The sequence below is a fragment of the uncultured Sphingomonas sp. genome, assembly GCF_964243315.1.
Classification (GTDB): Bacteria; Pseudomonadota; Alphaproteobacteria; order Sphingomonadales; family Sphingomonadaceae; genus Sphingomonas.
This window is the reverse complement of the sequence record NZ_CAXTEM010000020.1, coordinates 35,369-49,977: the sequence shown is the minus strand read 5'-3', so window position 1 is coordinate 49,977 and position 14,609 is coordinate 35,369. Positions and strand designations below refer to the sequence as shown.

Below are 14,609 nucleotides of genomic sequence, written 5' to 3'. Positions count from 1 at the left end.
GTGCCGTCGCCATTGGCGCGGATATACCCCTGGACCAGCGCCTGCGCGCCGGTGCTGCCCCAAAAGTCGAACGCGGGTGCGGTGACCTCGGGAAAGCCGAACGGCCGCAGCCGTCCGGGCGCGAGCGGCGTGAACAGCCCCGAATTGCGCAGGTCGTTGGCGACGATCTCCGCCAATTGCCGGCCGAGAACGTCGGTCGATCCCGCCGCGGTTTGCACCACCGACGCGGCGGGCATCGGTGGGATCGCGATCGGCATCGGCGCGGACACGCCACCGGTCACGGAGACTTCCAGCGGCGCCGGGCCCTGCGCCAGCGTGGCGGCGGCCTGATCCTGCGCCGCGGGCGCCGGATCCTGCTGCGCGACGGCCGGCACGGCAGCGGTGACGCTCAGCGCGACTAGCAACGACCGGAACATACGCATCCTCTCAAACCCTTTTCGCACGGTGTCGGCTCCAAACGCCATAACACAATCGAGAGCCGGTTCCCCGGCGAAGGCCGCGGCCCAGTTGCGGAGGTGCCGGGGCGCAGTGCTGACCGTCGCCACATTCGTTTCCCACCTGGGCCCCGGCCTTCGCCGGGGAACAAGTACGTCGAGCCGGCGACCAACCGCATCACTGCAGCTTCCACTGAAAATTGATGTTGTTCCACCCGCCCGACGGCGTCGAGTAGTACTCCGCCGGCAGCTTCAGCGGCGAACACCCCTTGAACGCGGCGATGCCGAGATCGACGACGCGCTGCGCATAGCGATCATTCTCGCCGTCCACCCCGGATTGCCTGACCATGCGCGGCGTCGCGGCCAGCGTGCCGTCCTCGTTGAGGCGCAGGTTGAGCGTGGTGACGATCGCGTTGGCGCCCGGCCCCGGATTGACCTGGCGGTCGGCGCAGGGCTGGATTTGACGCGCGATCGCCTGGACGATGCCGGCCATCGCGCGGGCGTCAATCTTGGCGGCGCGCGGCGCGGTCGAGGTGCTGGTCGACGGCTTGTCGGTGAGGCCTTCGAGGAAATTGGCGCCGAGCCGCGACCCGCGCGGCCGTGCGTTGGTCGCGGTGGCCTTGGTTCCGGCACCGGTTGCCGCTGCGGGCTTGGGCTTGGCCGCGGCGCTCGCGGTCGCCGTCTTGGCCGGAGCGAGCTTTGCCGCGGACTTTTCGGGCGCGGCGGGCTTGGGCTTAGGTTTCGCTGGCGTCGGCGCAGGCTTGGCGGCAGGCGCGGGCTTGGGCTGGCGCACCGGTTCGGGCGGGGCCGGCTTTGGTTGGGGCTGCGGCGGTGCGGGATCGGGTTCGGGCGCGGGCGCGGCCTCCTGCGGCGGCGGCGGCGCGGAATCCTCGGGCGCGCCTTCGTCGGGGGCAACCGACTGCGCAGGCGGCGTGACGTTCTGCGGTGCCGCGGCCTCGAGCCCGACGTCCTTCACCAGGCTGACCTCGATCGGCTGCTGCATCAGCTTGGCCGGGTTGGGCGTCGCCAGGAAGCCGACCGAGAGCAGGCCGAAGAGCACGACGTGCCCGACGACGGCAACGCCGAGACCGATCTTCTCCGCGCGATCCATCAGCGCTGCGGCCCCTCCACCGTCACCAGCGCGACGCGGTTCAGCCCGGCGCGATTCAGCTCACCCATCACCCGCATCACCCGGCCGTAATCGAGCCCGCGATCCGCGCGCAGGAACACCTGCGGCGGCTCGCCCCCAGCCTGGAGGGCGGCGATGCGTTCGAGTTCGCCCGGCAGCGTGGCCTCGCCGACTTCCTTATCGTCGACGAACAGCTTGCCCGCTTCGTCGAGCGAGATCTGGACCGGCTTCTGATCCTGGTCGAGCGCCTTGGCGCGGCTGTCGGGAAGATTGACCGGCACGCCCGCGGTGAGCAGCGGCGCGGTGACCATGAAGATGATCAGCAGCACCAGCATCACGTCGACCAGCGGCGTGACGTTGATGTCCGCCATCGGTGCCCGCCGTCCGCGCCCACGCTGGGAGGGAAGGTTCATCGACATCAGATTCCCCTCACCGAGCGCCATCCAGTTGGCGCGACAACGTCGCGTGGAAGCCGTCGGCGAAGCGGTTCAGTTGCGCCTCGATCCGGTTCACGCCGTGGCTGAAGCGGTTGTACGCGATCACTGCGGGAATCGCGGCGAACAGCCCGATCGCGGTCGCGAACAGCGCCTCGGCGATCCCGGGCGCGACCACCGCGAGGCTCGAATTCTGGGCGGAAGCGATCCCCGTGAACGCGCGCATGATCCCCCAGACGGTGCCGAAAAGTCCGACGAACGGCGCCACCGATCCGATCGTCGCGAGGATGTTGAGCCGGTCCGACAGCTTGTCGATCTCGTGCGCGACCGCCGCACCCATTGCGGTGGCGAGGCGTTCGCGCGTGCCCGCCTTGTCGATGCCGCCGCCGACGGTGGATTCGCGCCATTCCTTCACGCCCGCGACAAACACCCGCGCCGACGGCAGGTCCCGGCTGCTTTCCGCCTTGTAGAAGACGTCGATATCCTCGGCCTTCCAGAAGTCGCGATCGAACCGCGTCATCTCGCGCCGGGTAGTGCCGAGCCGCCGCCAGAAGGCGACGATCAGCGCCCATGTCCAGATGCTCGCGATCAGCAGCCCGCCCATCACGACCTTCACGACGAAATCCGCCTGGATGAAGAGCGCGACCGGCGACATCGTCGCCGCGTCCATGTTGAAGACCGGATTCATGCGTCCCCCTGCCAAATGAGGCGTTCGTAGATGTCGAGCCAGGCGCGTGGCTGTCGCCTGGCGCGGCCGGAGGCGGCGACCAGCGCGACCGTCACCTCTGCCGTCGCCAGCACAACCGCCCCGCGCCTGACTGTTTGATGAATGACGACGCTCGCCGCCCGCACCGCGAGCACCCGGCTGACGACGACCAGCGAATCGTCGAGCCGCGCGGGCGCGGCATAGCGGATCGCTAGCGCCGCGACCGCATAGGCGCCCTCGCCTGCCTCGAACACCGCGCGCTGATCGATGCCAGCGACGCGCAGCATGTCGGACCGGGCGCGCTCCATGTAGCGCAGGTAATTGGCGTGGTAGACGACGCCCGACAGGTCGGTGTCCTCGAAGTACACCCGGAGCGCGAACCGGTGCTCGCGCCCGTCGAAATAGCCTTCGAGGGGAATATCTGAGCGGTCGGGCATCATCCGCGCCGCGTTAACCCAACCGTTCGGACGAAGGAACCCTTGGCCGATAGCGATTTAGGCCGCGGCGCGTTGCTCCAGCGCCGCCGCGGCCTCCGCAACCAGGGTGGCGATGATGTCCGCGATCGGCTCTTCCTTGGTGACCATGCCGACCGATTGGCCCGCCATGACGCTGCCGTGTTCGACGTCGCCGTCGACCACCGCGCGGCGCAGCGCGCCGGCCCAGTAATGCTCGATCTGGAGCTGCGCCTCGAGCATCTCGACCTGCTTGCCGTCGAGCAGCAAGGCGACTTCGCGCTGCTTGGCGCTGAACAGGTCGCCCGCCGCGTTCTTAAGTGCGCGCACCGGGATCACCGGCAGCCGTGGGTCGAGCTGGACCGAGGCGATCGCGTCGCGCGCCGAGGCGCGGATGAACGCCTTCTTGAAATTGGGATGCGCGATGCTCTCGGTCGCGCAGACGAACCGCGTGCCGAGCTGTACGCCTGCGGCGCCCATGTCGAGATAGCCCGCGATCGCCTCGCCGCGCCCGATCCCGCCCGCGACGAACACCGGTACGTCCGCCGCGATCGTCGGCAGCATCTCCTGCGCCAGCACGCTGGTCGAGACCGGGCCGATATGACCGCCCGCTTCCATTCCCTCGATCACCAGCGCGTCCACGCCCGACCGGATCAGCTTCTTCGCCAGCGCGAGGGTCGGCGCGAAACAGATCACCTTCGCCCCGCTCTCCTTGATAGCCTCGAGCGAGCCCTTGGGCGGCAAACCGCCAGCGAGCACGACATGGCCGACCGCATGCTTGGTGCAGACCGCGATCAGATCGAACAGCGCCGGGTGCATCGTGATCAGGTTCACACCGAACGGCTTGTCGGTCAGCGCCTTGGTTCCCGCGATCTCGGCGTCGAGCAGGTCCGGCGTCATCGCGCCGCAGGCGATCACCCCGAAGCCGCCCGCGTTGGACATCGCCGAGACGAGGTTGCGCTCGCTGACCCACGACATCGCACCGGCCATGATCGCGACCTCGGACCCGAGGAACGCCGCGCCGCGCGCCATCCGGCGGGTCAGGCGATCCTGCCCGACGGTCACGCCGCCACGTCCGCGGCGTCGAGGCCGTAGGCGGTGTGGAGGACGCGAACCGCGAGTTCGGTCTCGTCCTCGTGGATCAGCACGCTGACCTTGATCTCGCTGGTCGAGATCGCCTGGATGTTGATCCCGCGCCCGCCGAGCGTGGTGAACATCGTGCTCGCGACGCCGGCATGGCTGCGCATGCCGACCCCGACCACCGAGATCTTGGCGACGCGCATGTCATGGACCAGTTCGCCGAAGCCGATCGCCTCGCGCGCCTGGTTCAGCGCCTCCAGGCTGCGCGGCAGATCGGTCGACGGCACCGTGAAGGTCACGTCGGTCGATCCGGCATTGTGCGCAATGTTCTGGATGATCATGTCGACGTTGATGTTCGCCGCCGCCAGCGGTTCGAAGATCGCCGCCACCGCGCCCGGCGTGTCGGGGACGCTGGTCAGCGTGATCTTCGCCTCGTTCTTGTCGTGCGCGATGCCGGTGATGAGCTGGCGTTCCACGTCGTCGATCTCCTCTTCCCCCACGATCATCGTGCCGGGCAATGTGTCCGCCATCGGCGCGTCCGGTCCGGTGAAGGACGAGAGCACCTGGACGCGGACCTGTTCCTTCATCGCCAGCCCGACCGATCGGGTCTGGAGCACCTTGGCGCCGACGCTGGCGAGTTCCAGCATCTCCTCATAGGTCACCTTGGCGAGCTTGCGCGCGCGCGGCACGATGCGCGGGTCGGTGGTGTAGACGCCGTCGACATCGGTGTAGATGTCGCAGCGATCCGCCTTCATCGCCGCCGCCACCGCGACCGCCGAGGTATCGGAACCGCCGCGGCCAAGCGTGGTGACGCGGCCCCTCGCGCCATCGGCGCCGTCGGAGACGCCCTGAAATCCCGGGATCACCGCGACCTCGCCGTCCGCCAGGCTGGCGTCCAGCGCATCGGTGTCGATGATGCCGATCCGCGCGCGGGCGAAGGCGTCGTCGGTGTGGATCGGCAATTGCCAGCCCATCCAGGACCGCGCCTTCACCCCCGCCGCCTGCAGCGCGATCGCGAGCAATCCGCTGGTGATCTGCTCGCCCGCCGAGACGACGACGTCATATTCCCGTGGATCGTAGAGCGGCGACGCCTCGCGGCAGAAGCCGACCAGCCGATCGGTCTCGCCCGCCATCGCGGACACGACGACCGCGACCTGGTTGCCGGCCTCCACCTCGCGCTTCACCCGCGCGGCGACGCTGCGGATGCGCTCGATCCCGGCCATCGACGTGCCGCCGAACTTCATCACGATGCGCGCCATGGGGGGACCCAAACTCCTTGGGGTGGAAGGTAGGTGCTGATAGGTAGCGGCCATGAGAAGCGCAAGCAGCACGATCGACCCGCGCGAGGCGGCGCATTTCGGCCGGATGGCAGCGGACTGGTGGAACCCGGCGGGTTCGTCGGCGATGCTCCACAAGCTCAATCCGCCGCGCCTTCGCTACATCCGCAGCCAGATCGACGCCCATTGGGGCAGCGACCCGAACGGGTTCACGCCGCTGGCGAGCAAGACCGTGCTCGACGTCGGCTGCGGCGCCGGGCTGCTGTGCGAACCGCTCGCGCGGTTGGGTGCGACGGTGACGGGGATCGATCCGGCAGAAGAGAATGTCGCGGTGGCGGCGGCGCACGCCGCGCAGTCGGGACTCGCGATCGGCTACCGTGCGGCGGGGATTGAGGACGTCGCGGGCCGCTACGACCTCGTCACCAGCCTGGAAGTGATCGAGCATGTCGCCGATCAGGCGGCATTCGTGAACGGCCTGGCGAGTGCGGTGGCGGAGGGCGGCCTGCTGATCCTGTCGACCCCCAACCGCACCCCGCTGTCCCGCCTCGCGCTGATCACGCTCGCGGAGGGCAGCCAACGAATCCCGCGCGGCACGCACGATTGGGAGAAGTTCCTCACCCCCGACGATTTGCGCGCCCTGCTGGAGGCGGCGGGGCTGCGGGTGACCGACGTCCACGGCCTTGCCTTCTCGCCGGCCCGCGGGTTCGAGCTGAGCGAGTCGACGACGCTGGATTATTTCATGACCGCGGTACGCGGCTGAGGTTCTGCACTCGGGAGAAGCGAGAGTTCGATCGCGTGAAAGTCTTTGTCCACCTGTTCCCCGGCGGAGGCCGGGGCCCAGGTTGGAAGAGGCCGGAAACGTAGAGCTGACCTCTCCTCGCTCAACCTTCGCAACTGGGCCCCGGCCTCCGCCGGGGAACAGGATTTTCGCGATATTAAACTCCTGAACGGCTGCATGCGCGAGAAAATCAGCGGGTGTCCCGCCGCGTCCCCTCAAGCCATGACGTTCCGACGCCGGATCACCGTCGCACGGTGGCCGATGCTGGCGCCGAGGCCGCGCTGCTTGATCGTGTCGACCATGATCCAGTCGTTGGTGACCCGATCGGGCGCGATCGTCATCGCCATGTAGCCGCGGCGCGAGGTGTCGCACCATTTCAGCTCGCGATTGGCCCTGACCAGCGACGCCGCGACGGTCTTCGGGTCGGTACCGACGCCGGCTTCGTACCCCGGTGAGGTGACCGCCTGGCCGGCGAACTCAACCGCGGCGGGCTTGCCGTCCTGCGCGAGGTCGTACGCCCAGGCATTGTGGCTATCGCCCGAGATCACCACCGTGCTGCCGCCGAGCGACTGGGCGGAACGCAGGAAGCGCGCGCGCGCGGCGGGGTAGCCGCCCCAATTGTCGAAGTTGAACGGCAGCCCGGCCTTCGCCGCGGCGATGCCCGCCGACACATAGGCGCGCGCACGGTCGCTCGATCCGCCGAGCCACGTGGCCGCATCCGCGGGCATCACCGTCTCTCCTATGATCGTGCCGAAGCCGACGACCTGCCAAGCCTTGCCGCTCTTCACCGACGTGCGCATCGCCTGCGCCAGCCAATATTCCTGCTGGCTGCCCATCATCGTCGCGGCGGGATCCATCCACGCGCCATCACGGAACGCCTTCAGCGCGGCGACGGGATCAGCCTGCTTGAACAGCGGCGCGATGTCGGGCGCCTGGGTGCGGGCGAGCAGGCGGGTCTCGGTGCGGAACAGGGTGGCGAGCCGGCCGATGTCGTAGGCCTTCCACGGTTCGTCGGATACCGGCATCCATTCGCGATACGCCTGGATCGCGGCGTCGCGACGCGCGCTCCACGATCCTTCGGTCGCGGGATCGTGGTTCTCGGCGCCGCCTTCCCACGAATCGTTGGCACTTTCGTGGTCGTCCCATTGGACGATCATCGGCAGCCGCCGGTGCAAGGCCTGGAGATCGGGATCGGCGCGGTAGCTGGCATAGCGAAGGCGGTAGTCGGCGAGCTGGACGATCTCCTGCCGGGGCAGCGGTTCGCGACCGGCCATCGTGTCCTTGGCGGTCGGGTAGGTCCCCGCCGCATATTCGTAGAAATAGTCGCCGAGATGGATCGCGCAGTCGAAATCGTCCTGCGCGGCGGCATGCGCGTAGGCGTTGAACAAGCCATAGCCGAGGTTGGAACAGGAAAAGATCGCCGCCCGCCACGTCCTGGCGCCGTCGTCGGGCAGCGTCTTGGTACGGCCGACGGGCGAGAAGCTGCCGTCGGGCGCGACGAAGCGGTAATGATAGGCCTGCCCGGCGCGCAGCCCCGCGACCGTGATCTTGGCGGTATGGTCTCGCCACGGGCCCGTCTGTTGCGCACCGCCGCCCGCGATCCGTGCGAAGTCCGGGGTTTCCGACAGTTCGACCCGCAAGGTCGCCTCGCCCCCGCTCGCCGGCACGTAGCGGGTCCAGAGCAGCACCGAATCGGCGCCCGGCTCCCCGCTGGCCACCGCATGGGTGAAGCCGCGCAGCCCGGCGACGGTCGCGGCATTCGCGAACCCGGGGATCGCGAAGGCGCCGTACCCGAGCATGCCGGTGGCGACGAAAGAACGACGGTCGATGATCATGTGGAAACTCCCGGACAGGCGATCATGCTTGGCCGCGGAATGTTGTGGAAGCGTGACACTGCCGCGCGCAGCCGGAAGAAGGATTGTTCGAGCGGCGGCGCGGAGGCGCGGAGGCTTGGCGCGCCGAATCGACGCACGCCCTTCGTACTTCTAAAGCGCGCGCGATGCCCGTGTCTCGCAATCAAGGTCGGCAACGGCTGGCCATCCTCGTGCTGGTCGCGGTCGCCGCGCGCGGGCTCACGTTCGGCAATCCGATCGTCCAGGTGGACGAGGAGTTCTACTTCACCGTCGGGCGTGCGATGTGGTCGGGGGCGCTGCCGTTCGTCGACGTGTGGGATCGCAAGCCGATCGGGCTGTTCCTGCTCTATGCGGTTCCCGCGGGGTTCGGATTTCCTGCCGGCATCTGGGTCTATCAGGCACTGGCGCTCGCCGCCGTCGTCGCCACCGGCTGGCTGATCGCCCGATTGGCGGAGAAGTCGGGCTATGCCGCAGGCGCGACCGCGGCGGGGATCGCCTACATCCTGTGGCTCGACCTCCTCGGCGGCCATGGCGGGCAATCGCCGGTTTTCTACAATCTGCTGACGATCGCGGCGGTGCTGCTCATCCTGCGATCGGCCGCGACCCGTGCCGCGCGGTGGCGCGCGGGGGTCGGCGCGATGGCGCTGGTCGGGATCGGGCTGCAGATCAAATATTCGCTGGTGTTCGAAGGCATCTTCTTCGGCCTGTGGCTGCTCGCAGCGGAATGGCGCGAAACTCGGAAGATGTCGGCTTTGCTCCGTTATGGCGCCTTGCTGGTCGCGGTCTCGATGCTGCCGACCGCGCTCGCCGCGGCCTTCTATGCCGCGATCGGCCACTGGGATGAGTTTCTTTACGCGAACTTCTTGTCGATCCTCCACCGCAATCCCGACGGCCTGCTGGAGCTCGCATCGAACTTCGGACGGATCGTGCTCATCACGTCACCGCTCGTCGCGTCGGCGATCGTCGCGCTGGTCCGCTCCGTACCGTTGGCGGGCGAGCCGGGGCGGGCACGGCGTTTCGTCGGGATCTGGCTGGCGGTGGCGATCGTCAGCGTCCTGATCTTCCGGCCGTGGTTCGATCATTATGCACTGCCGATCCTGCTGCCCGCCTGTGCCGCCGCAGCCGGGATGCTCGGCAGCGACGGGTGGCGGCAACGCTTCACGCCGGCGCTGCTCGCGATCGCGGCGATCGGCGGCCAGATCGTGCTGCTCACGCCGTCCGCCGGTCGCGGCGACGCCACGCAATTCGCCGCGCTGACCCGGGCAGTGGGACAAGGGCCGGGCTGCCTGTATGTCTATTCGGGAAGCACGATGCTGTACGCGTCCACGCAGCGTTGCAGCCTGTCGCGCTACATCATGCCCTCGCATCTCAGCCGTACGCGCGAGGCGGGAGCGACCGGCGTCGATCAGGATCAAGAGATCCGCCGCATCCTTGCCGCGGGTCCGGCGGTGGTCGTGATCCGGCCACCCTATCGTGGCGAACGCCCGGCGGCACACCGGCTGGTGACACAAGCCATGGCGCGCGATTACCGGCTGGCGGCGCAGCTACCGATGGGTAGCGAGCTTGTCAGCGTCTACCGCCGCTCGCGCTGAACCGAGGCGTCCGACTGGCACCCCTTCGCCGCGATCACCTGCGCATAATGATCCACCAGCAGCGTCGCATGATCGACATCGCTGCGCACCTTCGCCGCCGCATCGATCGCCGCGTTGCGAACCTTCGTCGGGTCGCGTGCGAAGAAGCGGAGGATCGCATCGGCGCAGTCGCGCCCGTCGCCGCCCCGATACGTCTCGGCATAGGCCTGACCCGCCAGCGCAGCCATGCCGCCGGCGTCCGGCACGATCAGCGGCGCGCCACAGGCCAGCGCCTCGTAGCCGACCAGCCCGAAGGTCTCGGTATCGTTGCCGTGGATGAAGGCGTCGACGCTCGCCATGATCTCGGCCAGCCGCTCGCGATCGTAGACCGGGCGGAACAGGCGGATATGGGGGCTGTCGCCGATATGCCGTTCGAGCGACTTGGTATCCAGGCCCTGGCCGAGGATGACGAGCCCGACCGGCAGCGTCGCGCCCGCGCGCAGCACCGCGTCGATCACCAGCGGCCATCGCTTCTCGGCATGATGACGCCCGATGCCGAGCAGCAGGTGCGCCGAAGGGGGCAGGCCGCATTGATCGAGCAGCGCGACGCGTAACGCCTCGTTGCGCAGCGTCGGCGAGAAATATCGCCGCTCGATTCCCAACGTCATCGTCGCATCGACCCGCACGCCGCGCGCCAGCATCCGTGCGGTGGTCGCGGGGCCGTTGGTAACGACGGTGTCGTAGCGGCGAAGGAAGCGATCGGTGTAGCGGTCGTACCAGGCGAACGCGTGCTCGATCCGCTCTGGCGACGCGACCCGGCCCAGCCAACGCTTAGGGTACGCTTCCATATTGTCGTTGTGCATGAAGAAGGAGCGGATCGCGCGGCCGCGCCAGTCGAGCACGAACCACGCTGCGCGCCAGGGGGAGCAATTCTCGATCACGTCGGGATCGTAGCGGTCGAGCACCGCGTGAATCGCGGCTTCGTCCCAGAACAGGCCGTAATTGGCGTCGAACGGCATTCGCGGCGATCGGACGTAGACGATGCTGCCGCCCCCGGCGCGCTCCTCGACGCGATCTTCGGATCCGGGTGCGACGACGATCAGTTCGTGACCCATCTCCGCCAGGATCGCCATCTTGCGATCGCAATAGGTGCGGACGCCGCCGCCGGTCGGAGAGTAGAATTCGTTGACGTCGACGATCCGCACCGCGGCGGATCAGTTCTTCAACGGGCCGAAGCCGCTGATCCCGCGGAGATATTGCAGTCGGATCGCGGTGCTGACGACGCCCGGCCCGACATCGATCGACGCCGCCGCAACCTTGGGGCGGCTCATGCCGAGCTTGGCGTTGCCGGGGAAGCCCGCCCCATCCGAGAAGAAGTTGAATTTGGTCTTGCCGTCGCGGTCGTGGACCGCGAGCAGCGCGTAACGTCCGGGGCGCGGCACCCGCATGCAGAGTTCGACCGGACCCGAGGCGGGGATCCCGACGCGAATACGGCGAAACACCTTGCCCGCCGCGATCAGCTTGATGTCGGGCGCGAGGAAATCGGCCGCGTTGGCGGGGTAGAGCTCCAGCATCAGCACGCCGCCCCGATCCTTGAAGCCGCCGACGCTCGCCAGGATTGCCGGGCCGTTCCCCACCGCGCAGGCACCCGCATCGCCGCCGATCACCTGTGCATGCGCTGGCAAGGCCGCCACGACGGTGACCGAAGCAAGCGCAAGGACGATGCGCCTCACGACTTGTCCCTGATCACCAGCCCGTGCAGGCCGAACACGACGATGAAGGCGGCGTGAACCAGCAGCACGGCTGCGGCGGTGAACGCGATCAGCTCCGACAGCGCATGATCGTGGCCGATGAACAGGATCGCGAAATTGGCGAACAGCAGGTCCTTGTTGGGCAGCAGCGGCAACCGCGAGAACAACAGCCGCCCCGCGGTGAGGAACAGCCACAGCCCGATCGACACGCCCGGCAGCGCCAGATGCCACGCCAGCGCCAGCAACGCAGCGCCCGCGACGATGCGCAGGCATTGCATCGAGAACACCCACCACAGCGTCTCGCGGGTGAGTGAGAACACGCGTTTGGAAAAGACGAAGAACGGCAGCGAGGTCGCGACGATCACCAGCAGCGAGCCGTAGACGTAGCGCATCATCTCGCCCGGGATCAGACCGCGGACCACCGGCAGCGCGATCGCGATCATGGCCAGCGTGATCATGTTGCCCGCGATCGCGGACAGGATCGACACGTCTTTCACCGCGCCGAACGGCGCCGCGACGAGGTGCGCGCGTGCCCGCGCCCAGGCGTAGAAATAGGCCTCGCCCGAATAGCCCATCACCACGTCGTTCGCGATGCGCTTCTTGATCAGCGCCACGAACCCCGACAGCGGGATGTTCCACAGCCGTCTGAAGATGACGTAATCGACCAGCGGCGGGGTGATGTAGAGCGCCGCGAAGGCGAAGTAGAACAGCGGATTGCGCGGCACCGTGCGGCCTAGCCCCGCCAGCCCCGACCCGAACAACTCGCGACCCAACCCGACGAGCATCGCGATCGTCACCACCGCGCCGATGACCGCGGGCCAGCGGCTGCGGATCGTCTTCAGCGGCTCGAGCCCCGCAAGCTCCGGTGCGGGCTGCAGTATCTCCACCACCGGACGCTGATTGATGTGGTCGATCTGCACCCGGACGCCCGAACGAGGAATGAAAGCGCCATAGCGGCAAGCGCCCGCCCGTGCGAGCCACTATTGACGCCGCGGCTATCACCTTTGTTCCCGCCGTGCCAAGGCGCGCCGCACGATGCCCGCCGGCCACATCCTGACCTATGCGCAATCGCTGTCGGGCGGCGGCGGGGTCGAACGCGCGATGCTGAGGCTGGCGGCGGGCTGGGCCGAGGCGGAGCGGCGGGTGACGCTGGTGATCGGCGAGCGAGGTGCAACGGCACCCTCGCTGCCCGACGGGATCGCGACCATCGAGCTCGGCAGCAGCGCCTATCGCGCGCTGTTCGCGCTGCCCGCAATCGTGCGTGCGGAACGGCCCGACATCCTGTTCTGCCCCGGCAACCACTATACCGGGGTCGCCGCCTGGACCAAGCTGCGGCTCCGCGGCACGGCGCCGCCGATCGTTGCGAAGATGTCGAACGCCCCCGCGCGGGACGATCGCGGCGCGGCGTTCGCGACCGCCAACCGGCTGTGGCTGGCGCAGCATCGCCGGTTCTTGGACCATCTCGTCGCGATGACCCCCGCGACCGCCGCCTCGGACGGGGTCGCGCTCGGGATGACGGGCCGGACGAGCGTGATCGCCAACCCACCGGTGCGTGCGCCCGCCGCCGGCGCCGCGCCGCCGCTGCCGCGCGGACGGTGGATCGTCGGTGTCGGACGGCTGACCCGGCAGAAGCGCTGGGACCGATTGATCGCGGCAATGCCGTCGCTTCCCACCTCCGTGTCGCTCGCGATCTTCGGCGAGGGCGAGCTTCGGCAGGTGCTGGAGCGGCAGGTCGCCGTGCTCGGGCTCGGCGGGCGCATCATCCTTCCCGGTCACGTGGCCGATCCCCTGCCCGCGATGGCGCAGGCGGCGGTGGTGGCGTTGACCTCCGACTATGAGGGTGTGCCTGGCGTGCTGCGCGAGGCGCTTTCGGTCGGCACGCCCGTCGTCACGACCGGGTCGAGCGTCGCGATCCCCGAGATCGTCGACTCGCCGTCTCTCGGCAGCATCGTCGCCCGCGACGATCCTGCCGCCCTGGCAGCGGCGTTGCGCCACTGGATCGATGCGCCGCGCCCCGCGCCGGTGCCCGCCCCGGGGGCGGACGCGGCCGCGCGCTACCTAGACGTGTTCGATCGGCTCGCCTGAGGGCTTGCCGCGGCGCTGGCTCTCGCGCTCCGAACTGCGCTCGAGCGCGACCTTGATCAGCGCGGTCATGGGGTCGGCTAGCGCGAGTCCCAGGATACCGAACAAGGCGCTCGCCAGGATCTGCGCGCCGAGCGTCAGCGCCGGCGGCAAGTCCACGGTGCGCTTGGCCACCATCGGGATGACGACGTAGCCGTCGAAGGTCTGGACCACGAAATAGGTGGCGAGCGCCGCCAGCCCGGTATCGACCCCGGCGCTGAACCCCACCGCGGTCATCAGCACGCCGGTAACGAACGCGCCGACATTGGGGATGAAGGCGAGGATCGCGGCGATGATGCCGAGCACCAGCGCCATCGGCACCCCGAATACCTGGAGGATGATGAAGGTCAGCACGCCTTCGAACGCCATGCCGAGCAACCGTCCCGCGAGCAGCCGGCGCAGCGTCTGCCCCATCCGCTCGAGCACCAGTGCGAATTCGCTGCGGTTGGCGATCGGGACCATCCATTCGAGGCCGCGACCGTAGAGCCGCGGCTCCATTGCGACGAACAGCCCGATGACCATGATCATGAACAGGCTGGTGAGCGCGCCGAGCGCGGTGCCGACCCAGGAGGTGAGGCGTCCGACCGAGCCGAGCGCCTGGCGCAAGATGCCACCTACGTCGGACTGACCCGGCATCACGCCCTTCGACGACAGCCAGTCGGTGAAGGCATTGAATTGCGCGACCAGCGTCGATTGCAGCTGGGTGAACTGTGCGACCAGTTGCATGCCGGTCAGGTAGAAGGTGCCGAGCAGGAACAGCACCACCAGCAGCACGACAATCAGCAGCCGCAGCCCGCGACCGAGCGGCAGCGCCTTGCCCAGCAAGCGCACGCCGCCGTCGAGCATCGCGGCAAACACCAAGCCGGCGAAGATGATCAGCAGCGGCTGGACCAGCAGCACCGCCAGCGCAATCGCGCAGGCGAGCCCCAGCCACACCGATGCGCGCTTCAATTCGGTCCGTACCAGCGGGTCGCGCAGTTCGTTGGGGCTGGGCTCCTGAACGATCTGCACGCCGTCGGTCAC

At 68.6% G+C, this 14,609-nt stretch carries 14 protein-coding genes and 1 pseudogene; 3 read left to right on the top strand and 12 right to left on the bottom strand.

All coding sequences use genetic code 11. The features are described from left to right. From tolB to ACFE77_RS08270, 7 genes and pseudogenes are all read right to left on the bottom strand, one after another. Nucleotides 1-422 (bottom strand): annotated as a pseudogene (gene tolB / locus ACFE77_RS08300) (Tol-Pal system protein TolB); the annotation flags it as partial. A 190-nt stretch (nucleotides 423-612) separates the two neighbouring features. Further along, nucleotides 613-1,545, bottom strand: a complete 933-nt coding sequence (locus ACFE77_RS08295; RefSeq protein WP_375421163.1) for a cell envelope biogenesis protein TolA — start codon at nucleotides 1,543-1,545, stop codon at nucleotides 613-615. After that, nucleotides 1,545-1,982: a protein TolR gene (gene tolR, locus ACFE77_RS08290; protein ID WP_375421162.1), complete on the bottom strand. Its 438-nt coding sequence runs from the start codon at nucleotides 1,980-1,982 to the stop codon at nucleotides 1,545-1,547. The genes ACFE77_RS08295 and tolR overlap by 1 nt, the downstream gene beginning before the upstream one ends. Before the next feature lie 10 nt (nucleotides 1,983-1,992). Further along, the gene (tolQ, locus tag ACFE77_RS08285) at nucleotides 1,993-2,685 is read right to left on the bottom strand and encodes a protein TolQ (protein WP_375421161.1); all 693 of its coding nucleotides are present in this window, start codon (nucleotides 2,683-2,685) and stop codon (nucleotides 1,993-1,995) included. Then, complete coding sequence (locus tag ACFE77_RS08280; protein WP_375421160.1) at nucleotides 2,682-3,143, bottom strand: YbgC/FadM family acyl-CoA thioesterase; 462 nt, start codon at nucleotides 3,141-3,143, stop codon at nucleotides 2,682-2,684. The genes tolQ and ACFE77_RS08280 overlap by 4 nt, the downstream gene beginning before the upstream one ends. A gap of 54 nt (nucleotides 3,144-3,197) precedes the next feature. Then, a complete protein-coding gene (locus ACFE77_RS08275) occupies nucleotides 3,198-4,187 on the bottom strand; it encodes an NAD(P)H-dependent flavin oxidoreductase (protein ID WP_375421164.1) in 990 nt (329 codons plus the stop codon). A 29-nt stretch (nucleotides 4,188-4,216) separates the two neighbouring features. Continuing rightward, on the bottom strand, nucleotides 4,217-5,494 hold the full coding sequence (locus ACFE77_RS08270; protein ID WP_375421159.1) for an aspartate kinase: 1,278 nt from the start codon (nucleotides 5,492-5,494) through the stop codon (nucleotides 4,217-4,219). A 52-nt stretch (nucleotides 5,495-5,546) separates the two neighbouring features. Here ACFE77_RS08270 and ubiG point away from each other — a divergent pair, with 52 nt between their 5' ends. Beyond that, complete coding sequence (ubiG, locus tag ACFE77_RS08265) at nucleotides 5,547-6,272, top strand: bifunctional 2-polyprenyl-6-hydroxyphenol methylase/3-demethylubiquinol 3-O-methyltransferase UbiG (protein WP_375421158.1); 726 nt, start codon at nucleotides 5,547-5,549, stop codon at nucleotides 6,270-6,272. A 233-nt stretch (nucleotides 6,273-6,505) separates the two neighbouring features. On the opposite strand, the gene ACFE77_RS08260 is transcribed toward ubiG, so the two are convergent. Further along, entirely contained in the window at nucleotides 6,506-8,125 is a 1,620-nt protein-coding gene (locus ACFE77_RS08260) for an alkaline phosphatase D family protein (RefSeq protein ID WP_375421157.1), read from the bottom strand. A gap of 164 nt (nucleotides 8,126-8,289) precedes the next feature. On the opposite strand from ACFE77_RS08260, the gene ACFE77_RS08255 reads away from it, so the two are divergent. Next, entirely contained in the window at nucleotides 8,290-9,735 is a 1,446-nt protein-coding gene (locus ACFE77_RS08255) for a hypothetical protein (RefSeq protein WP_375421156.1), read from the top strand. Here the strand turns inward: ACFE77_RS08255 and ACFE77_RS08250 are convergent. From ACFE77_RS08250 to ACFE77_RS08240, 3 genes are read right to left on the bottom strand one after another with little or no spacing between them, the layout of a single operon-like run. After that, nucleotides 9,717-10,919, bottom strand: a complete 1,203-nt coding sequence (locus tag ACFE77_RS08250) for a glycosyltransferase (RefSeq protein WP_375421155.1) — start codon at nucleotides 10,917-10,919, stop codon at nucleotides 9,717-9,719. The genes ACFE77_RS08255 and ACFE77_RS08250 overlap by 19 nt on opposite strands. Nucleotides 10,920-10,928: 9 nt before the next feature. After that, a complete protein-coding gene (locus ACFE77_RS08245) occupies nucleotides 10,929-11,447 on the bottom strand; it encodes a DUF2141 domain-containing protein (protein ID WP_375421154.1) in 519 nt (172 codons plus the stop codon). After that, nucleotides 11,444-12,385, bottom strand: coding sequence for a hypothetical protein (locus ACFE77_RS08240; RefSeq protein WP_375421153.1), 942 nt, complete (start codon nucleotides 12,383-12,385; stop codon nucleotides 11,444-11,446). The genes ACFE77_RS08245 and ACFE77_RS08240 overlap by 4 nt, the downstream gene beginning before the upstream one ends. 115 nt (nucleotides 12,386-12,500) lie before the next feature. Between ACFE77_RS08240 and ACFE77_RS08235 the strand changes: the two genes are divergently transcribed. Next, entirely contained in the window at nucleotides 12,501-13,550 is a 1,050-nt protein-coding gene (locus ACFE77_RS08235; protein ID WP_375421152.1) for a glycosyltransferase, read from the top strand. Here ACFE77_RS08235 and ACFE77_RS08230 read toward each other — a convergent pair. Next, the gene (locus ACFE77_RS08230) at nucleotides 13,524-14,609 is read right to left on the bottom strand and encodes an AI-2E family transporter (RefSeq protein WP_375421151.1); all 1,086 of its coding nucleotides are present in this window, start codon (nucleotides 14,607-14,609) and stop codon (nucleotides 13,524-13,526) included. The two genes, ACFE77_RS08235 and ACFE77_RS08230, sit on opposite strands and share 27 nt — an antisense overlap.